At 72.7% G+C, this 19808-nt stretch carries 13 protein-coding genes and 2 tRNA genes; 9 read left to right on the forward strand and 6 right to left on the reverse strand.

The window, feature by feature from the left end:
- Positions 1-52: 52 nt before the first annotated feature.
- Positions 53-1699, forward strand: a complete 1647-nt coding sequence (locus IA22_RS0107830) for a long-chain fatty acid--CoA ligase (RefSeq protein WP_015577991.1) — start codon at positions 53-55, stop codon at positions 1697-1699.
- Between the two features lie 247 nt (positions 1700-1946).
- On the opposite strand, the gene IA22_RS0107835 is transcribed toward IA22_RS0107830, so the two are convergent.
- Both IA22_RS0107835 and IA22_RS0107840 read right to left on the reverse strand, forming a co-directional pair.
- Positions 1947-6101 (reverse strand): hybrid sensor histidine kinase/response regulator, encoded by a 4155-nt coding sequence (locus IA22_RS0107835; RefSeq protein WP_030123125.1) that lies wholly within the window; start codon positions 6099-6101, stop codon positions 1947-1949.
- A 344-nt stretch (positions 6102-6445) separates the two neighbouring features.
- The gene (locus IA22_RS0107840; protein WP_014155123.1) at positions 6446-6913 is read right to left on the reverse strand and encodes an SSI family serine proteinase inhibitor; all 468 of its coding nucleotides are present in this window, start codon (positions 6911-6913) and stop codon (positions 6446-6448) included.
- A 471-nt stretch (positions 6914-7384) separates the two neighbouring features.
- Between IA22_RS0107840 and IA22_RS0107845 the strand changes: the two genes are divergently transcribed.
- Both IA22_RS0107845 and IA22_RS0107850 read left to right on the forward strand, forming a co-directional pair.
- A tRNA-Ser gene (locus tag IA22_RS0107845) sits at positions 7385-7475 on the forward strand.
- 206 nt (positions 7476-7681) lie between these two features.
- Positions 7682-7754: transfer RNA gene (locus IA22_RS0107850), tRNA-Arg, on the forward strand.
- A gap of 194 nt (positions 7755-7948) precedes the next feature.
- Here IA22_RS0107850 and IA22_RS0107855 read toward each other — a convergent pair.
- The 4 genes from IA22_RS0107855 to IA22_RS0107870 all read right to left on the reverse strand — a co-directional run bounded on the left by IA22_RS0107855 (position 7949) and on the right by IA22_RS0107870 (position 11632).
- Positions 7949-9136: an NAD(P)/FAD-dependent oxidoreductase gene (locus IA22_RS0107855; RefSeq protein ID WP_030123126.1), complete on the reverse strand. Its 1188-nt coding sequence runs from the start codon at positions 9134-9136 to the stop codon at positions 7949-7951.
- 135 nt (positions 9137-9271) lie between these two features.
- Complete coding sequence (gene sigJ, locus IA22_RS0107860; RefSeq protein ID WP_030123127.1) at positions 9272-10216, reverse strand: RNA polymerase sigma factor SigJ; 945 nt, start codon at positions 10214-10216, stop codon at positions 9272-9274.
- 75 nt (positions 10217-10291) lie between these two features.
- On the reverse strand, positions 10292-10714 hold the full coding sequence (locus IA22_RS0107865) for a hypothetical protein (protein ID WP_030123128.1): 423 nt from the start codon (positions 10712-10714) through the stop codon (positions 10292-10294).
- 159 nt (positions 10715-10873) lie between these two features.
- Positions 10874-11632: an LppU/SCO3897 family protein gene (locus tag IA22_RS0107870; RefSeq protein WP_030123129.1), complete on the reverse strand. Its 759-nt coding sequence runs from the start codon at positions 11630-11632 to the stop codon at positions 10874-10876.
- A 173-nt stretch (positions 11633-11805) separates the two neighbouring features.
- On the opposite strand from IA22_RS0107870, the gene IA22_RS0107875 reads away from it, so the two are divergent.
- From IA22_RS0107875 to IA22_RS0107900, 6 genes are all read left to right on the forward strand, one after another.
- A complete protein-coding gene (locus IA22_RS0107875) occupies positions 11806-12693 on the forward strand; it encodes a DUF2797 domain-containing protein (protein WP_030123130.1) in 888 nt (295 codons plus the stop codon).
- A 57-nt stretch (positions 12694-12750) separates the two neighbouring features.
- Positions 12751-13632 carry an amidohydrolase family protein gene (locus IA22_RS0107880; RefSeq protein WP_030123131.1) on the forward strand — a complete coding sequence of 294 codons (882 nt, stop codon included), beginning with the start codon at positions 12751-12753 and terminating at the stop codon, positions 13630-13632.
- Between the two features lie 115 nt (positions 13633-13747).
- On the forward strand, positions 13748-14485 hold the full coding sequence (locus IA22_RS0107885) for a response regulator transcription factor (RefSeq protein WP_014155116.1): 738 nt from the start codon (positions 13748-13750) through the stop codon (positions 14483-14485).
- A gap of 4 nt (positions 14486-14489) precedes the next feature.
- A complete protein-coding gene (locus IA22_RS0107890) occupies positions 14490-16271 on the forward strand; it encodes a HAMP domain-containing sensor histidine kinase (protein WP_038271932.1) in 1782 nt (593 codons plus the stop codon).
- A gap of 26 nt (positions 16272-16297) precedes the next feature.
- The gene (locus IA22_RS0107895) at positions 16298-17620 is read left to right on the forward strand and encodes a bifunctional glycosyltransferase family 2/GtrA family protein (RefSeq protein WP_030123133.1); all 1323 of its coding nucleotides are present in this window, start codon (positions 16298-16300) and stop codon (positions 17618-17620) included.
- Positions 17617-19776 carry an ArnT family glycosyltransferase gene (locus IA22_RS0107900; RefSeq protein WP_030123134.1) on the forward strand — a complete coding sequence of 720 codons (2160 nt, stop codon included), beginning with the start codon at positions 17617-17619 and terminating at the stop codon, positions 19774-19776. The genes IA22_RS0107895 and IA22_RS0107900 overlap by 4 nt, the downstream gene beginning before the upstream one ends.
- The last annotated feature ends 32 nt before the right edge of the window (positions 19777-19808 follow it).

Raw genomic sequence — 19808 nt, forward strand, 5'->3', positions numbered from 1 at the left:
GAGCAGAATCAGCGCACCCTTACCGCCGCGTAGCGCCCACCGGGAGGACGCCGTGCTGAGCACCATGCAGGACGTACCGCTGACTGTGACCCGCATCCTGACCCATGGGATGACCATCCACGGGAAGTCGCAGGTGACGACCTGGACCGGCGAGCCGGAGCCGCACCGGCGGAGTTTCGCCGACATCGGCGCCCGTGCCTCCCAACTGGCGCACGCCCTGCGCGACGAGCTGGGGGTGGACGGCGACCAGCGGGTCGCGACCCTCATGTGGAACAACGCCGAGCACGTCGAGGCGTATCTGGCGATCCCCTCGATGGGCGCCGTGCTGCACACGCTCAACCTGCGGCTCCCCGCCGAGCAGCTGGTCTGGATCGTCAACCACGCCGACGACAAGGTCGTCCTCGCCAACGGTTCGCTGCTGCCGCTGCTCGCACCCCTGCTCCCCCACCTGCCCTCCGTCGAGCACGTGGTCGTGTCCGGCCCCGGCGACCGCTCGCTGCTCGACGACCTCGCGCCCACGGTGCACGAGTACGAGGAGCTGATCGCCGGCCGTCCCACCTCCTACGCCTGGCCCGAGCTGGACGAGCGCAGTGCGGCGGCCATGTGCTACACCTCCGGGACCACGGGGGACCCCAAGGGGGTCGTCTACTCCCACCGCTCCATCTACCTGCACTCCATGCAGGTCAACATGGCCGAGTCGATGGGGCTGACCGACAAGGACACGACGCTGGTCGTCGTGCCCCAGTTCCATGTGAACGCGTGGGGGCTGCCGCACGCGACGTTCATGACCGGCGTCAACATGCTGATGCCCGACCGTTTCCTCCAGCCGGCCCCGCTCGCCGAGATGATCGAGCGCGAGCGTCCGACCCACGCCGCAGCCGTCCCCACCATCTGGCAGGGGCTGCTCGCCGAGGTCACCGCGAAGCCGCGTGACCTCTCCTCCATGGCCAGCGTCACCATCGGCGGCGCCGCCTGTCCGCCGTCCCTGATGGAGGCGTACGACAAGCTCGGCGTGCGTCTCTGCCACGCCTGGGGCATGACGGAGACGTCGCCGCTCGGCACCATGTCCAACCCGCCCGCCGGGCTGACCGACGAGCAGGAGTGGCCCTACCGCATCACCCAGGGCCGGTTCCCGGCCGGTGTGGAGGCGCGTCTGGTCGGACCCGGGGGCGAACACCTGCCGTGGGACGGCGAGTCCGCCGGTGAGCTGGAGGTGCGGGGTGCCTGGATCGCCGGCGCGTACTACGGCGGTGCGGACGGCGAGGACCTGCGGCCCGAGGACAAGTTCAGCGAGGACGGCTGGCTGAAGACCGGCGACGTCGGCGTGATCAGTGCGGACGGGTACCTCACGCTCACCGACCGGGCCAAGGACGTCATCAAGTCCGGTGGCGAGTGGATCTCCAGCGTCGACCTGGAGAACGCGCTCATGGCGCACCCGGACGTGGCCGAGGCCGCGGTCGTCGCGGTGCCCGACGAGAAGTGGGGCGAGCGCCCCCTCGCGACGGTCGTCCTCAAGGAGGGCGCCACCGCGGACTACGCGGCGCTGAGGACCTTCCTCGCCCAGTCGGTCGCCAAGTGGCAGCTGCCCGAGCGCTGGACGATCATCCCCGCGGTGCCGAAGACGAGCGTCGGCAAGTTCGACAAGAAGGTGATCCGCAGGCAGTACGCGGACGGCGAGCTGGACATCACCCAGCTCTGAGCCGGGGTCGCCCCGGCGCCACGACGCACGACGAGGGCGGTACGGATCCTCCCGTACCGCCCTCGCCGTGTGCGCTGTGCCGCAGGTGCTGTCCCGTGCGTCCGTGCCGCCTGACAGGGTGCTGCTCGCGCCGCACGTGCCGCGTGCCGCCCGTGTCACGTGCCGCCCGTGCCGTGTGGCACGGTGCCGTCCACGTCGCGTGCCACGGTGCCTCTCGTGCCGTCCGCGCGTCCGAGGACGTCCGGCGTCAGTTGGTCCCTATCTTCGCCAGCAGGTCCACGATCCGTGCCTGTACCTCGTCGCTCGTGGAGCGCTCGGCGAGGAAGAGCACCGTCTCACCGGAGGCGAGCCTCGGCAGGTCCCCCTCCTCCATGCCGGCCGAGGTGTAGACGACCAGTGGCGTGTGGTTCAGGGCGCCGTTCGCGCGGAGCCAGTCGATGATCCCGGCACGTCGGCGGCGTACCTGCATCAGGTCCATCACCACCAGGTTCGGCCGCATCCGGGTGGCGAGATCGACCGCCTCGCTGTCGCCCGAGGCCCGGGCGACCTGCATGCCGCGGCGCTCCAGCGTCTCCGTGAGCGCCAGCGCGATCTCCTCGTGCTCCTCGATGACCAGGACCCTCGGCGGATGCTGATCGCTGTCGCGCGGGGCGAGCGCCTTGAGCAGCACGGCCGGGTCGGCGCCGTACGCCGCTTCCCTGGTCGCCTGCCCCAGACCCGCCGTCACCAGCACCGGGACCTCCGCCGCCACGGCCGCCTGACGCAGTGACTGCAGCGCGGTACGGGTGATCGGCCCGGTCAGCGGGTCGACGAAGAGGGCGGCGGGGAACGCCGCGATCTGCGCGTCGACCTCCTCCCGGGAGTGCACGATCACCGGACGGTAGCCACGGTCGCTGAGGGCCTGCTGGGTGGAGACGTCCGGGGCGGGCCAGACCAGCAGCCGGCGCGGATTGTCCAGCGGCTCCGGGGGCAGTTCGTCGTCGACGGGCTGCGGCTGCGGACGGTTCGCCACCTCGACCGCGCCGCCGGGGCCGTCGAGCGGCTCCGGGCCCTCGGCACCCTCGTCGGGGGCTCCTATCGCGTACGCACGCCCCTCGGAGGCGGGCGCGGGCATGAGGCGCCCGGTGCCGGACCCCTGCACGGTGCCTCCCTGCGCGCCGACGGGCTGCGGCGGCACCGGAGCCGGGACGGGCTGCGGTGGCGCGGGGGCCATGGCGGGCGGAGCCTGCCGTTCCGCCTCGGGCGGGGCGGCGAGCTTACGGCGCCGTCCGGCACCGCCGAGCGTCTGGTTCTGCTGATGCGCGAGGTGCTGGGCGAAGGGCACGCCCTGCCCCAGCGTCCGCACGCTGAACGCGCGGCCCTGGGTCGAATCCGCGGAGTCCGGCATCGGCTCCTCGGCGGGCAGCGGCTGGCGTCGCGCGTCCGGAACGGGTGCGGCTACGTCGCCGTCGGCCGGATGCGGCTCAGGGGCGGACGCCTGCGCCGGCGCGGCCGGGGGACCCGCGGGAGCGGCGACGGTGCCGGTGCCGGTGGTGTGCGCGGTGCTGCCGGGAACCGCCCGGGACCCGTCACCGGCCTGGTCCACGCCGTCCACGTGCGCCGGTCCCGGCACCGAGGCGTCGTCCTGCGCCCAGTCGGGCTGCGGAGGGACGGCGGGCAGCGGCTGCCCGGGAACGGGATGGCCCGGCCGGGCCTGCTGCTCAGGTCCCTCCGCGGGCCGTGCCCTCCGGCGGCCGGACGGCGCGGGGTGCGGCTGGGGCGGGGTGTGGTCCGCGTCCGGCGCCGTCCGTACGGCGTCGTGGCGTTCGGGCATCGGGGCGCCCCCGCCCGGGGCCTGCTGGGCGTCGGAGGGTGCCGGCCGGGGCACGGCCGGTGCGGGCACCGGCTGCGGGGCGGGCGAGGCCGGGGCGACGACGGACGGCGGTGCGACGACCGGGGAGCCCGGAGCCGTCGGAGGGATCCGGTCCGCCGCGGCCGGCGGCAGCGCGAACGCGGTACGAGGTCCCGTGGGTTCGGCGGCGGTGGCGCGTTCCTGCGCGGCGGCGAGAGCCCTGCGGGCCCGTCGCCCTCCGGGCTGCTGCTGCCCCTGCTGCGGCTGGTCCGGCCGTGGCTGCTCCTGCCCCGGTGCCTCGGGCGAGGCGAGGGCGGGCAGCGCGGGCTGGGCGGGCTGGGCGCCGCCCTGGCGTGCCGGGCGGCCGGAGGGATTCTGCGGCACGCCCTGGGGGGGAACGGTCGGCCCGAGCTGCGGGCGGCCGCCACCGCCCTGCGCGCCCTCGGCCGCAGTGACCACGGACCCCTCGGAGGGGGAGGAGGCCGCTGCGGGAAGAGCCAGCGCCTGCCGGGGCTGTCCGGCCGGGGACTCCGCGCCCGTCTCGGCCGGGCTGGGCCGGCCGCGCCTGCGGCCGGACCCCTCGCTCGGCCGAGGCGCGGTCATGTCCTGTTCCTGCTCCTGCGGGTCCGCGGACCCACGGCGCGCCCTGCGCCGGCCGGTCGGCTCCGCGGCCGCCGTATCACCGGACTCCGGAGCCGCTCCCCCGTCGACCGGGCTGTCCAGGAACGCGTCCGTCGACGCCCTGCGCGCCCGCCGCCGGCCGCCCTGCGTGGGGGTCTGGGGGGCGGGCTCCGGTACGGCGGGCGCTGCGGTCTCCGCGGGCGCCGGGAGCGGCTCGGGTACGGCGGCCTCCGTGGGCGCCGGGAGCGGCTCGGGCACGATGGTCCCCGCACCTGTGCCGAGCGGCACCTCCAGGACGTACGCGCTGCCGCTCATCCCCGGCATCTCATGGGTCTGGAGCACACCGTCGTGCGCGCGGACGATCCCGCGCACGATCGGCAGGTGCACCGGGTCGCCGCCGGCGAACGGCCCGCGCACCTCGATGCGTACGACCTCACCGCGCTGTGCCGCGGCGACGACGACCGTGGAGTCGACGTACCCGCCGCCCGGTACCTGCCGGGCCTTGCCGGTCGAGTCGACACCGGCCACGTCGGCGACGAGGTGGGCGAGGGCCGTGATCAGCCGGCCGGCGTCGACCTCGGCCTCGATCGGAGGCGCGTGCACCGCGAACTGGGCGCGTCCGGGGCCGATCAGCTCGACCGCCCCGTCGATGCCCGCGGTCACCACGGCGTCGAGCAGCACCGGCTGCTTGACGAGCTCCTCGGTACCGGTGTCCAGCCGCTGGTAGCTCAACACGTTGTCGACGAGTGTCGTCATGCGCGCATAGCCGGCGGCGAGATGGTGCAGGATCTGGTTGGCCTCGGGCCAGAGCTGGCCGGCCGGGTCCGCCGCGAGGGCCGAGAGTTCGCCCCGCAGCTCCTCCAGCGGCCCGCGCAGCGACTCGCCCAGAACGGCCGTCAGCTGGGTGTGCCGGTCGCCGAGGCCCGCGAGACGCTCTGCCTGCTCCTCCAGCTCGGCGGCGTACCGCTCGGTCCGGTCGGCGGTCTCGGCGGCGTGCTGCCCGGTGAGCGCCTCGACTTCGGCGCGGTGCTTCTCGGTGAGCTCGGCGATCTCGGCCGCATGCCGTTCGGTGAGACCGTTGACCTCGTCGTTGTGCCGTTCGGTGAGACCCGTGACCTCGTCGTTGTGCTGCTGGGTCAGTTCCTCGTGGGGTCTGCGGTCGGTGAACGTCATGACGGCGCCGACCAGCTGGTCCCCGTCCCGCACCGGTGCGGTCGTCAGGTCCACCGGCACCTGGTCACCGCTCTTGGACCAGAGGACCTGGCCGCGCACCCGGTGCTTGCGGCCGGACCTGAGGGTGTCGGCGAGCGGCGACTCCTCGTACGGGAACGGGCCGCCCTCCGCGCGCGAATGCAGGATCAGCGGGTGGAGTTCCTGTCCGCCGAGGTCGCTGGCGCGGAAGCCGAGGATCTGGGCGGCGGCGGGGTTGACCAGGACGACCCGGCCGTCCGTGTCCGTACCCACGACGCCTTCGGAGGCCGCCCGCAGGATCATTTCCGTCTGGCGCTGCGAACGGGCCAGCTCGGCCTCGGTGTCGACGGTGCCGGAGAGATCGCGGACGACGAGCATCAGCAGCTCGTCACCGGTGTAGCTGGAGTGGATGTCGTTGTAGCCGGCCTGGCCGCTGTCCAGTGAGGCGCTGGTGACCTCGACGGGGTACTCGGTGCCGTCGGTCCGGCGTGCGATCATCCGCGTCGGCTTGGTCCTGCCCTGCTCGTCCGCAGTGTCCGGCCTCCGCATCGACCCCGGGATCAGCCTGGAGTCGAACTCCGGAAGCAGATCGAGCAGTCCGCGCCCCACGAGCGCGGTGCCCGGGGTCTCGAACATTTCGAGGGCGATGGTGTTGGCGTTGACGACCGTGCCGTTGCAGTTGACGAGCAGCAGCCCGTCCGGAAGGGCGTCGAGTATGGCTGCGAGGCGAGCAGCGCCTCGGGATGGCCTGCTGCTCACGAGACGCTTCCTCCCTGAATACCGCACCTTGCCGACAGCGGGCCCCATCCTGCCCCTCGGGCCTCAGGCTGTCACTGGAGGAGTCTAAAGGCAGGAGCGCACGACGGGCGGCGGATGAGGGGGAGCTCTCACCAAGGTTCTGTGGACACGGTGTACGCCGGTGGCCTGAGTCGTGACCGCGAGCGCCCCCTCTGACGTGCTCCGACGGGATCGACGGGGCGTAGGGGAGACCACCCGAACAGGCCCTGGAGCGTGCGCCGGAGGCCCTCAGGGCGGGGCGGCGCGCGCCCCGGCGTGCGCCGTCCGCCCAGGCTGAAGTTCCGGCGCACGCCCCGCCGAACCGGTTACCGGGCGGAGGGGAGCACCGGCACGAGGTTGTTCCAGCGCGCGATCTCGCAGCCGTTGGCCCGGCTGAAGCGCGCGTCGACGTTTTCCCCCTGCCATGTGCCCTGCACCCGGGCGGCCGCGGGTCCGCCGGCCTGCTGGGTGCACATGGCGTTGCGGTCCGTCGCCACGAACGGGTTGTCGCCCGCTTCCGCGGCCTCGTCCAGCAGGTCACAGGCGCGCTGAGCGGCGGGGTGGCTGCCGCCCGCCGGGTCGCACTCCAGCTCGAAGACGCCGTCGGCCGACGGATTGCCGGACTCCGAGACCGTCACGGTGAGCCGGGTCTCCGTGTCCTGCGCCGTCGGCCAGTCCCCCTGGAGCAGGGGGAGAGGAGGCAGCGGTACAAGAGGGGAGGCGGCGGTGGCGGGCACGGCGGCGGACAGCGCGGCGAGGGACGCGACAGCGGTGAGGGCGATACGGCGCAGCATGCGGGGCTCCTGTTGTTCTGGCGCGCCCAGGAGCGCGCCGGCCCGCTCGGGCACGGGCACCGGGTGGTGGCGCGCGCCGGGCGGCACGGGGGTGTCGGACGGAGGGCGGAGCCCTCGTACTCTCTAACGCTCCTTACGCCCGCACGTTGCGCAACTCATGGGGGGCCGACCGGAAGAGGCACTCCTCGGACACCCGACCGGCGGCGCCGGATGTCGTGGCGGGGTCCGGGGAACCGCGTCCGGCACCAGGAGGACCTCTTGTGGCCACGAAGGGTGGACCGGGTACCCGCCGCCGATGCCACGACGGCCCCGGCCGGGGTGCGTGTCGGCGGGCTGACCCGGGCAGGACATCCGCCGCAGGGCGCTTTGCCTCGTCGGCCGCCCGCCTAGTACCGTGGGCGGCGATTGGTGACAGCGCGCTCGTCTGTGTCATCATCTGCACGCACCACCCGCGCTCGCGTGGGGTGTGCTGGAGGCGTCGCCTAGTCCGGTCTATGGCGCCGCACTGCTAATGCGGTTTGGGTCTTAAAGCCCATCGAGGGTTCAAATCCCTCCGCCTCCGCAGAACCCGAAGCCCCGTGCCCCAGGCACGGGGCTTCGGTCGTTCCCAGGTGCGGAAACCGGCCGCCGAAAGCATGTTTCCGCAGGTCGGAGCAGGTCTGGGCAATGGATTTCGCGTCACGGCGCAGGTCATGTAATGTTGTTCTCGCAACGCCGACCGGGGAGAAAAAAACCGGGGAGCGGGACCGAGGCTCACGCCGAGGACAAGCACTCGTAGCTTAACGGATAGAGCATCTGACTACGGATCAGAAGGTTGCAGGTTCGAATCCTGCCGAGTGCACAGCAGACCAGAGGCCCCCAGGAGAAATCCTGGGGGCCTCTCGCGTTGATGTGTCGGTCTGCCGGTTCAGGGGTGCCGGGGCGGTGCTTGCCCTCGTCCTCGTCCTGGGCGGAGTCCGGAGGGCCCTCCTGTTCCAGGCCTCGTCCGGAGAGTCCTGGAACAGGAGATCGGGCAGGTCACGCGGTTCAGGCTGATTACCGGACCGTCGGGGAGACTCCGGTCCGGTCCTGTGCGAGGCGGCGGGCCCTGGTCGGCATGCCCAGCAGGGGGTTGACGACGCCCCAGGCCGCGCCCTTGCAGACGAGTTCCTTGTAGACGGCGGCGATCCGGCCGGTCAGCGCCGCCCGTACGGCGCGGTCGTCCGCGGTGACGTACTGGATGAGGCCGTCCTTGCGGCCGAGCGAGATGCACTGGTTGAAGTAGCGGAGCGGCATGTCCGGGAGCTTGCCGCCGGTCAGACGTGCCGCGATGGAGTCGGCCGCCTGCCACGCCGTGGGTGTGCCCGAGGCGCACGACATCCGCAGCGGCTTGTCGCCGGGGCCCATGGCCATGGCCGCGTCGCCGATGGCGTACACGTCGGGGTGCGAGACCGAGCGCATGGTCCCGTCGACCACGATGCGGCCCGTGCCGTCGACCTCCAGGGTGGTGGCCCGCGCGATCGGGTGGACCGCGAAGCCGGTGGTCCACACGGTGACGGCGGCCGGGAGGGACGTGCCGTCGGCGGTGGTGACATGGCCGGCCGCCACACCGGTGACAGAGGTGTTCTCGTGCACGGTGACGCCGAGCCTGGCGCAGACCATCCGCACGTGTGCGCGGCCCTTGGGCGAGAGCCAGTCGCCGAGTCCACCTCGGACGGCGAGGGCGACGTCGAGGTCCGGGCGGGTCTCGGCGATCTCGGTCGCGGCCTCCAGCCCGGTGAGGCCGCCGCCCACGACGACCACGGGCTCTCCGACGTCCAGGCCGGCGAGGCGTTCACGCAGCCGCAGTGCTCCGGGGCGGCCGGTGATGTCGTGGGCGTGCTCGGAGATGCCGGGAACGCCCTGGGTGTTCCAGCCGCTGCCGAGGGCGTACACGAGGGTGTCGTACGCCAGCTCCTGGGCGCCGTTCGCGCCATCGACGGTGACCGTCCTGCTGTCGACGTCGACACCGGTGACCTTCGCGAGCTTCAGCTCGACGCCGGTGTCCGCGAACATCTCGCTGAAGGGCCGGGTCCTGAGGTCCTGGCCGACTGCCAGCTGATGCATGCGCACCCGCTCGACGAAGTCGGGCTCGGCGTTGACGAGGGTGATGGCGACGTCCTCGGGGCGCAGTCGCCGGGCGAGGCGGCCGGCTGCGACGGCTCCGGTGTATCCGGCTCCGAGAACGATGATGCGGTGCTTCATGTCCCTGCTCCTGTCTCACGCGGGTTCGCCCCTTGAACCGGGCAGCCCGCCGTTTCCTGACAGGGGAGCGGTGTGAAGCACCTCACACGGCGGTCAGCTCGCGTCGGCACCGCACGGAGCGGCCTCGCGCGGCGGTCAGAAGAGGATGAGCAGGGGCTCCCCGTGGTCGGAGGCGGCCCATCGCCGGGTCGCGCGTTCCAGCTTGTCCGGGTTGACCTGGCTGCGGAGGCCGGTGATGCCGTCGGCTCCGATCTCCATGCACATGACGCCGATGACCCGGTCGTCGACGACCACCACAAGGGCGGGGGCATTGTTGGCGGTCGTGGCGAAGACTGCGGGGGAACCGCCCGCGAGGGCGCGCTTGGCCGGGCCGGGCTTGAACAGACCCCGCATGAACTTCGCGACGGCGAGGGCGCCCTCGACGGCCCTGGCGCGTGCCGGGATCTTCCCGCCCCCGTCGCCGATCGCGACGGCGTCGTCGCTGAGCAGGTGGACGAGCGGTTCGGTCCGGCCGCTGGTGGCTGCGGCGAGGAACTCGTCGACGATCCGCTTCGCGGCGGCCCCGTCGACCTCCGTGCGTGTCCTGCCTTCCGCGACGTGCTTCTTGGCACGGTGGAAGATCTGCTGGCAGGCGGCCTCGGAGATGTCCAGGATCTCCGCGATCCTCCGGTGGGGGTAGCCGAAGGCCTCGCGCAGCACGTAGACCACCCGCTCGTTCGGAGCGAGGCGCTCCATGAGGGCGAGGACCGCGTACGAGACGGATTCGCGCTGTTCGGCGGTGTCCGCGGGGCCGAGCATCGGGTCCCCGGCGAGCAGCGGTTCGGGGAGCCACTGGCCCACGTAGGTCTCGCGCCGTGCGCGGGCGGAGGTGAGCTGATTCAGGCACAGGTTGGTGAGGACCTTCGTCAGCCAGGCCTCGGGTACCTCGATCCGGCCGATGTCCGCGGCCTGCCAGCGCAGGAACGTGTCCTGCACCGCGTCCTCGGCGTCGCTCGCGGAGCCGAGGAGGCGATACGCGATGGCTTCCAGGCGGGGCATCGATGCCTTGAACCGGTCCATGTCGTTCATGGTCAGAGCCATGGCCCGGATCCTAGCCCTCGCGGCTCACGGCCGTCCGTGGGCCACGAGAACGGTGTCGGGCGGTGAGGGGCGATGTCAGGTCGTGGCCCCCGTCGCACCGCCGGTCCCCCGGCCGTGACGCTTCACCGCGGTGATCACGAGGGTCGACGCGGTGGTCGCGAGGAGGCTTCCCACCATGAGCATGGCGACGCCGATCGCGAAGAGTCCGCTGGAGTCGTCCGACCAGTCGTAGGCGGCGGCCACGGTCAGGCCTGCCGTGATGCCGACGACGGGTCCCGCGATGCTCGGCCGGGACGCCGCCCAGTAGAGCGGTGCCAGGAGGGTCAGCACCAGCCCGGCCACCTGCCAGGCGGTGTAGGGGCCGGTCGTCGAGCCGTCGGGGTGTACGTCGTGGTGCTGGTCCCAGCCCAGCCAGGCGGCCCAGAGCACGAGTGCCGCCAGGGCGGGTACCAGGTAGGCCCACAGGTCGGGGGAGGGGTTCGCGAGTCGTCTGTTCATGGATCCAGCCTCCCGGCGCACGCGGAGGCGGACCCGGGTGCGCGTACTCGTCCGGCCCTGAGTACTTCAGGCAACAGGGGCGGTCACCGCGCGCCGAGCAGCGGGCAGGCACGGGCCGGGACCTCGCCCGTCCTGCGGCCGGCAGGCACGGGCCGGTTGTCAGCGGGCGTAGGACCCGAGGCCGATCAGGCAGTACACGTATTCGTTCAGGGTCGCTCCGTTGAGGGTGTACTGGTACGAGAACGCGTACTGCGTGGCGGAGTTGGCGTCGCACCTGCTCATGTCCGACGTGAGGGGGATCGTCTGGATCACCTGGTAGTGGGCGTCCGAGGCCGAGCAGGAGACCTCGTCGACGCCGCTGACCTCCTGGGCGGTCGTGGAGTCGGGCAGGGTCCCGTTGAGGCAGGTGCCGGACTCGTACGGGTCGGGGGCCTCCTGCCCGGAGTCGTACGGGTCCTCCGCGAACGGGTCCTCGGTGGAGGTGTCTTCAGGCTCCTCGGTCTCCACCGGCTCCTCGGCGCCGTCGGACGCCTCCGAGGTGCCGGTCTCCTCGGCGTACGGGTCCTCGGTCTCCTCGGCGTACGGATCCTCGCTGGAGATGTCGTACGTCGACGAGGCGGCCGGGGAGCCCGCGGAGGAGTCCTTGTCCTCGGCCCCGACGACGCCCAGCAGCACCACGGCACCGATCACGGCGGCGACGCCGAGGAAGGCCGCCCACGGGTAGCTGCGCGACCCGCCGGCGGTGACCTGGACGCGCAGCAGGACCTCCTGTCCGCCCACCCGGGCCCGGACGAGGTCGCCGTCCTGGGAGGGCGGGATGCGGATGCGGGTGACGCCGGTCGGCAGGGGGACGGTGACGATGTCGCCTTCGGCGGCCTGCCGTGGCGAGAGCGGGAGTGGAATCTCCGTGGAGGTCACGGGGTCAGTGTGGACCGGCGCCGGAATAATTGGAGGATGTTTCTAGAAACTTGCTCTAGAAAGTCGATGCGGCACGGCGGAGCGGATCCGCCGGCGGGCCCGGCTCGTTAGGGTTTTCCCGGGCCTCACCGCGGGGGTGCGGCCGTCACCGAGCGAGCCGGGAGGGGCGGGGCATGAGCAACTGGCGGTGCACCGGGCTGCGCTGGCCCGACGGTGAGCCCGTCCTCGGCTGGGCGCGCGGCGGCGGGTCCGGAGAGCGGCGCACGAGTGTCCTGGCCTACGGGAAGGAACTCGGCTTCCGCGCCGAGGGCGAGCGGCACTGCGTGGGGGCGCGCGGCCATGTCTGCCCGGTCCGTGCCGTGGTGCCGGTACGGAGCACGGGAGCGCGGTGTCCGGAGTGTGCGCGGCTGGACCGGGCGCACTCGGTGGCCGCCGACACCCTCGCCGACGACCCGGGTACGTACCGCGTCTATCTGGCCTGGTTCGGGCCCGGCATGGTGAAGGTCGGGATCACCGGTGAGGCGCGGGGCGCCGCGCGGCTGCGGGAGCAGGGGGCCGTGGTGTTCAGCTGGCTGGGGCGTGGGCCGCTGATGGCGGCGCGGCGTACCGAGGAACTGCTGCGCTCGGCGCTCGGGGTGCCCGACCGGATCCCGTACGCGCGCAAACGTGCGGTGCGGGGCGAGTTGCCGGGGGCGGCGGAGCGGGCCGCCGAGATCGAAGGGCTGTACCGGTCGGCCGAGGCCCTGGAGGGCGCGGGGTGGCCGGAGGCCCTGGAGCGGCTTCCCTTCGAGGCGGTCGACCACGCCGGGGTGTTCGGGCTGGGCGCCGCGGGCGCCGCCGCGCGGGTGGTCACCGGGCTGATGGACGGCGGAGTGGTGGCCGGGCGGCTGGTGGCGGCGGCCGGGCCGGACCTGCATCTGGAGACGGCGGGCGAGGGGATCGTCGTGCTGGACACACGGCTCGTCACCGGCTGGGACCTGGCGGGCGCCGACGCGCGTGCCGGGCTGAGCGTGCCGGTCGTGGCCCTGGGGGGCGGTGGGGTGCAGGACGGGCTGTTCTGAGATCGTCGCCGGGACCGGAACCTACGCGTACGGGTGCACGAGGCAGGGGTGGGGCGGATGGACAGCGACGACCGTGACCGTGACGACGTCGTCCGGTTCTGGCAGGGGCTCGGGCTGCCGGGGATCATCGACGTCCACACGCATTTCATGCCGGAGCGGGTGCTGAGCAAGGTGTGGGCCTACTTCGACTCGGCCGGCCCGCTGACGGGGCTGGAGTGGCCGATCACCTACCGGCGGGACGAGGACGCACGCCTGGAGCTGCTGCGCTCCTTCGGCGTCCTCCGGTTCACCTCCATGCTGTACCCGCACAAGGCCGGTATGGCTGCCTGGCTCAACGGGTGGGCGGCCGGGTTCGCGGCCCGGGTGCCGGACTGCCTGCACACCGCGACGTTCTTCCCCGAGGCCGGCGCGGAGACCTATGTGCGCGAGGCGGTCGAGGCCGGTGCGCGGGTCTTCAAGTCGCACCTCCAGGTGGGGGGTTACGACCCCAACGATCCGTTGCTGGAGCCCGTGTGGGGGCTGTTGGCGGAGGCCGGGATCCCGGTGGTGACGCACTGCGGGTCCGGCCCGGCCCCCGGCGCGTACACCGGCCCGGAGCCGATCGGCCGGCTGCTGGCCCGCCACCCCCGGCTGAAGCTGGTGGTGGCGCACATGGGGATGCCGGAGCACGCGGAGTTCCTGACGCTGGCGGAGGCGTACCCAGGCGTGCGGCTCGACACGACCATGGCGTTCACGGACTTCACCGAGGGCTTCACGCCGTTCCCGGCGGACGAGACCGAGCGGCTCGCGGATCTGGGGGACCGGATCCTGCTCGGTACGGACTTCCCGAACATCCCGTACCCGTACGTCCATCAGCTGCACGCCCTGGAGCGGCTGGGCCTGGGAGACGCCTGGCTGCGGGCGGTGTGTCACGGCAACGCGAGCGAACTGTTCGGCTGAGACCCGATGGCTCCCGCGCCCGCCCACCCGTCGGCGGCGTGCCCGCGGTGCGTTTCTCAGGGAATTCACAGGTTGCCGAAAGCTCTCTCTCACGGCCGTCTCACAGGCTTGAGCCATGACGACGACCTCGCCCCAGGGGCGTACAGAACTGCTCAGGCCCGACCGCAGCCCCGTTCGCGTACTGGTCGTGGACGACGAGGCTCCGCTGGCCGAGCTGCTCTCCATGGCCCTGCGCTACGAGGGGTGGGAGGTGCGCAGCGCTGGTGACGGCGCGGGTGCCGTGCGTACCGCGCGTGACTTCCGGCCCGACGCGGTGATCCTCGACGTGATGCTCCCCGACATGGACGGGCTCGCCGTGCTCGGCCGCCTGCGGCGTGAGCTCTCCGATGTGCCCGTGCTGTTCCTGACCGCGCGTGACTCGGTGGAGGACCGGATCGCCGGGCTCACGGCGGGCGGCGACGACTACGTCACCAAGCCGTTCAGCCTGGAGGAGGTCGTGGCACGGCTGCGCGGTCTGATCCGGCGGTCCGGCACGGCCTCGGTGCGCAGCGAGTCGACGCTCGTCGTCGGTGACCTGGTCCTGGACGAGGACAGCCATGAGGTGCACCGCGGCGACGACTCGATCCACCTCACGGCGACCGAGTTCGAGCTGCTGCGCTTCCTGATGCGCAATCCGCGCCGGGTGCTCAGCAAGGCGCAGATCCTCGACCGGGTCTGGAACTACGACTTCGGCGGCCAGGCCAACGTCGTCGAGCTGTACATCTCCTACCTGCGCAAGAAGATCGACGCGGGGCGCACCCCGATGATCCACACCCGGCGCGGGGCGGGATACCTGATCAAGCCCGGTGAATAGCCACGTGAGCGGGAGGAACACGGGCCGCCCCTGGACGCTGCGGACCCGGCTCGTCGTGTACGCGGTCACGCTCATCGCGGTCGTCGCGGCGGTGATCGGCTCGGTCACCGCGATCGCCTTCCACGAGTACATGTACGGGAAGCTCGACGGGCAGCTGCACGACATCTCCCGCATGGCCGAGTCGCGCCCGCCGGGAAGCGGCAAGATCACCCCGGGTGTTCCCGAGAAGCGGGAGCCGCTGGACTTCGTCGGCATGGGCGGGGGCCAGCCGTTCAACACGTTCGGGGCGGTCGTCACCGACGGCTCCCTCACCGGGTCGAAGGTGGTGAAACGGGCCGGCAGTCCGGGGGCCCAGCAGACCACCGAGGCGCTGACGGGCGCGCAGACCGCCGTACTCGACGCCGCCGGGGTGACCGCGGGCGGAGAGCCCCGCGACGTCGAACTTCCGGGGCTGGGCGGTTACCGCGTGGAGGCCGTGCCGTACGGCGGCACCACGACCGTCCTCGTCGGCATCCCCACGGCCGAGGTGGACAAGGCCGTCAACACCCTGATCATCGTCGAGGTCTGCGTCACCGGGGCCGGGCTCATCGCCGCCGGCATCGCCGGTGCCGCCATGGTCGGCATGGCGCTGCGCCCGCTGCGCAGGGTGGCCGCCACCGCGACCCGGGTCTCCGAACTACCGCTGCACAGCGGAGAGGTGGCTCTGTTCGAACGGGTTCCGGAGGCCGAGGCCGATCCGCGTACCGAGGTCGGCCAGGTCGGTGCCGCCCTCAACCGGATGCTGGGTCACGTCGGTTCGGCGCTGGACGCCCGTCAGAAGAGCGAGACACGGGTGCGCCAGTTCGTCGCGGACGCCAGCCACGAGCTGCGTACGCCGCTCGCCTCGATCCGCGGTTACGCCGAACTGACACGCCGGGGACGGGAGATGGCCGGGCCCGACACCCGTCACGCCCTGGGGCGCATCGAGTCCGAGGCCGAGCGCATGACCGGCATGGTCGAGGACCTGCTGCTCCTGGCGCGCCTCGACGCCGGACGGCCGCTCTCGTACGAGAGCACCGATCTCTCGCCGCTCGTCATCGACGCGGTGAGCGACGCCCGGGCCGCGGACCGGGCCCCCGGCGGATCGTCCGGCGCCGCCCATCACTGGCGGCTGGAGCTCCCGGAGGTCCCCGCGACGGTGCTCGCCGATCCGACCAGGATCCAGCAGGTGCTGGTCAACCTCCTGGCCAACGCCAGAACGCACACACCGCCCGGCACCACCGTCACGGTCCGCGTGCGGGAGGCGCGCGGGGAGCTGCCCTGGGTCACCCTGGAGGTCCAGGACAACGGGCCCGGGATCCCGGCCGAGCTGCAGCCCCACGTCTTCGAACGGTTCGCGCGCGGCGACGCCTCACGGTCGCGGAACGCCGGATCGACCGGGCTCGGCCTCGCCATCGTGCAGGCCGTCGCGGCCGCGCACGGAGGGCTGGCCGAGGTGCGCTCGGTGCCCGGCGACACGGTGTTCGCCGTCCACCTGCCGGCGGACGCGGTGTACGGACAGGGCACGGACGGTGCCGCGCCCGCCCACGGGCACCGGACGGACGGTGCCGGGGAGGCCCACGGGCATCGGACGGGCGGTGCCGGGGCCGGAGACGCTCCCTCGTGGAGTGCGGGCCCCGCGCCCGGCGGGGCCGCCGGGCCGTGGCCGAACGGGTTCGCCCGCACGCCTGTGACCTGGGAGAACAGTGCCGATTCCGCCCCCGTGGCGCACTCACAGGCCGACCACAGGCTCAGCACACGGATGTGACAGCGCGGTTGGCGAGTGTCGTGGTCATGCGAACCGACACTCCTTGGAGCACCCTGCCGGCCCGGGAACACCTCCCGGCCGCATCGGTCGGCGCTGCCGGCGCTCCCGCACTCGTTCCCGTCCCCGTCCTCGACGTGGTGATCCCCGTGTACAACGAGGAGAAGGACCTCGAAACGTGCGTGCTGCGCCTGCACGACCACCTGGCGCGGACGTTCCCCTACGGCTTCCGGATCACCGTGGCGGACAACGCGAGCACCGACCGCACGCCCCGGGTGGCGGCACGGCTGGCCGATCTGATCCCCGAGGTGCGGTCGTACCGGCTGGAGGAGAAGGGCCGGGGCCGGGCGCTGCGTACCGTCTGGTCCCATTCGGACTCCCCGGTCCTCGCCTACATGGACGTCGATCTCTCGACCGACCTCAACGCCCTTCTTCCGTTGGTCGCGCCGCTGATCTCGGGCCACTCGGACCTGGCCATCGGCTCGCGGCTGGCCCGCAGTTCGCGGGTGGTGCGCGGCTCCAAGCGCGAGTTCATCTCCCGGACCTACAACCTGATCCTGCGCTCCTCGCTGGCCGCCCGGTTCAGTGACGCCCAGTGCGGTTTCAAGGCCATACGGCGCGAGGTCGCGCAGCGGCTGCTGCCGATGGTCGAGGACACCGGGTGGTTCTTCGACACCGAGATGCTGGTCCTCGCCGAACGGGCCGGGCTTCGCATCCACGAGGTGCCGGTCGACTGGGTCGACGACCCGGACTCCACCGTGCACATCGTGAGGACCGCGACCGACGACCTCAAGGGTGTCTGGCGGGTGGGCCGGGCCCTGGCCACCGGAGCGCTGCCGCTGGACCGGCTGGCGCGGCCCTTCGGGGACGACCCGCGTGACCGGGTCGTGCCCGGGGTGCCGCGCGGACTCGCCCGGCAGCTGGTCGGCTTCTGCGTCGTCGGCGCCCTGTCCACCCTGGTCTACCTCGCCCTGTACTCCCTCTTCCGGCTGGGCGTCGGGCCGCAGTTCGCCAACGCCGCGGCCCTCCTCGTCTCCGCCGTGGCCAACACCGCGGCGAACCGGAGACTCACGTTCGGCGTACGCGGCCGGGGCGGTGCCGTACGCCATCAGGCGCAGGGGCTGGTCGTCTTCGCGATCGGGCTCGCCCTGACCAGCGGTTCGCTCGCCGCCCTGGGTACCGCGTCGGGATCTGCGTCGCACGGCACAGAACTCGCCGTGCTGATCGCGGCCAACCTCGCGGCGACGGTGCTGCGGTTTCTGCTCTTCCGCGCCTGGGTCTTCCCCGACCGGCGCACCGACCACCAGGACGCCCGCAAGGGTGCCGCACACGAACTGAGGGACGTCCGATGACCGCCGCCACACACGCCGATCACGTCCAGGCCCGGCCCGGCACCCCAGGGGCGCCCGCGCACGCCGCGGGCAGCCGGGAGCCGCTGGTGCGCCGTGTGCGCCGGGGCAGGCCCGAGGACCCGCGCTGGGCGAGGCCCGCCTTCCTCGCCATGCTGCTGGTCATCGCGCTCGCGTACCTGTGGAACCTGAGCGCTTCCGGATACGCCAACTCCTTCTACTCGGCGGCGGTGCAGGCCGGCAGCCAGAGCTGGAAGGCCTTCTTCTTCGGTTCGCTGGACTCCGCGAACGCGATCACCGTCGACAAGCCCCCGGCCACGCTCTGGCCGATGGCCCTGTCGGTACGGATCTTCGGTCTGAGCTCCTGGGCGATCCTCGCGCCCCAGGTGCTGATGGGCGTCGCCACGGCGGGCGTCCTGTACGCGGCCGTGCGACGCCGCTTCAGTGCGGCCGCCGGGCTGATCACGATGGCCGTCTTCGCGCTGACGCCGGTGGCCGCGCTGATGTTCCGCTTCAACAACCCGGACGCGCTGCTCGCGCTCCTGATGACCGCCACCGTCTACTGCGTGCTGCGCGCGTTCGAGGGCGGCCGGACGAAGTGGCTGGTCTGGGCGGGCGTCGCGGTGGGGCTCGCGTTCCTGTCGAAGACCCTCCAGGCCTTCCTGATCCTTCCGCCCCTGGCCGTGCTGTACGCGGTGTTCGCGCCGGTGTCCGTGCGGAAGCGGTTCGGCCAGCTCGGTCTGGCGGCGCTGGCGACGGTCGTGTCCGCCGGGTGGTGGGTGGCGATCGTCGAGCTCTGGCCCGCCTCCTCACGTCCGTACATCGGCGGCTCGCAGAACAACTCCTTCCTCGAGCTCACCTTCGGCTACAACGGGCTCGGCCGGATCAACGGCGAGGAGACGGGCAGTGTCGGCGGTGGCGGCGGAGGCGGCCAGGGCGGCGGATGGGGCGAGACCGGCATCGGCCGGATGTTCAACTCCGAGATCGGCGGCCAGATCTCGTGGCTGCTGCCCGCCGCGCTGATCCTGCTGGTCGCGGGAGTTTGGCTGACCCGGCGGGCGAAGCGGACCGACACGGCCCGCGCGGCGTTCCTCGCCTGGGGCGGGTCGCTGCTGATGACGGCGTTCGTCTTCAGCTTCATGGCCGGCATCTTCCATCAGTACTACACCGTGGCCCTGGCCCCCTCCATCGCGGCGCTGGCCGGCATGGGCGCGTCGGTCCTCTGGGAGGAGCGGGGCAGGTGGTGGGCGGGCGCCGTGCTCGGCGTCACCGTCGCGGCGACGGCCGTCTGGTCGTACGTCCTGCTCGGGCGCACGCCGGACTACGTCCCGTGGCTGCGCTGGGCCGTCCTGGCCGGCGGCCTGGTGGCCGCGGTGGGGCTGCTGTTCGCGGCCCGGCTCGGCCGGGCGCTCGCGCTGGGTGCGGTGGGCCTGGGCCTCGCGGCGTCGCTGGCCGGGCCGACGGCGTACACGATCAGCACGCTGAACACCGGACACCAGGGCTCGATCGTCACCGCGGGCCCGTCCGCCGGCGGTATGGGTGGCCCCGGCGGTGGCATGGGCGGCGGCAGGCCCCCCGGCCAGGGAACCCAGCAGGACGGCGGCCAGGGAATGCCGCAGGGCGGTCAGGCCCCGGGCAACGGGCCGGGCAACGCCCAGGGCGGCGGCTTCCCCGGCGGTGGAGCGCCCGGCCAGGGACAGCAGGGGCAGGGCCAGGGCCGGATGCCCGGTGGTCAGCAGGGCGGTATGCCCGGCGGCGGCACGGGTGAAGGCGGCGGAGGCGGCGGTATGGGCGGCCTCCTCGACGGCGCATCGGTCGACTCCGAGGCGAAGACGCTCCTGAAGCAGAACGCCGACGCCTACACCTGGACCGCCGCGGCCATCGGTTCGCAGAACGCCGCGAGCTACCAGCTCGCCACCGGGGACCCGGTGATGGCGATCGGCGGATTCAACGGCAGCGACCCGTCCCCGACGCTCGCCCAGTTCAAGAAGTACGTCGAGGACGGAGAGATCCACTACTTCGTCTCCGGCGGCATGGGAGGCGGAGGCATGGGTGGCGAGGGCAGCTCGTCCCGGATCTCGGCGTGGGTGCAGGAGAACTTCGAGGAGGTCACGGTGGGAAGCGCGACCTTCTACGACCTCACGCGGCCGACGGGCTGAGACAGGGCGGGCGGACCGGCCGACCGCAGAAC

Origin of the sequence: Kitasatospora papulosa (genome assembly GCF_000717245.1) — a bacterium.
Lineage (GTDB): Bacteria > Actinomycetota > Actinomycetes > Streptomycetales > Streptomycetaceae > Streptomyces > Streptomyces papulosus.

Coding starts and splice junctions, on each gene's coding strand:
- IA22_RS0107900 (WP_030123134.1), top strand. CDS start 17,617: ATGACCGCCGCCACACACGCCGATCACGTCCAGGCCCGGCCCGGCACC.
- IA22_RS0107855 (WP_030123126.1), bottom strand. CDS start 9,136: ATGAAGCACCGCATCATCGTTCTCGGAGCCGGATACACCGGAGCCGTC.
- IA22_RS0107885 (WP_014155116.1), top strand. CDS start 13,748: ATGACGACGACCTCGCCCCAGGGGCGTACAGAACTGCTCAGGCCCGAC.
- IA22_RS0107895 (WP_030123133.1), top strand. CDS start 16,298: ATGCGAACCGACACTCCTTGGAGCACCCTGCCGGCCCGGGAACACCTC.
- IA22_RS0107865 (WP_030123128.1), bottom strand. CDS start 10,714: ATGAACAGACGACTCGCGAACCCCTCCCCCGACCTGTGGGCCTACCTG.
- sigJ (WP_030123127.1), bottom strand. CDS start 10,216: ATGGCTCTGACCATGAACGACATGGACCGGTTCAAGGCATCGATGCCC.
- IA22_RS0107840 (WP_014155123.1), bottom strand. CDS start 6,913: ATGCTGCGCCGTATCGCCCTCACCGCTGTCGCGTCCCTCGCCGCGCTG.
- IA22_RS0107880 (WP_030123131.1), top strand. CDS start 12,751: ATGGACAGCGACGACCGTGACCGTGACGACGTCGTCCGGTTCTGGCAG.
- IA22_RS0107875 (WP_030123130.1), top strand. CDS start 11,806: ATGAGCAACTGGCGGTGCACCGGGCTGCGCTGGCCCGACGGTGAGCCC.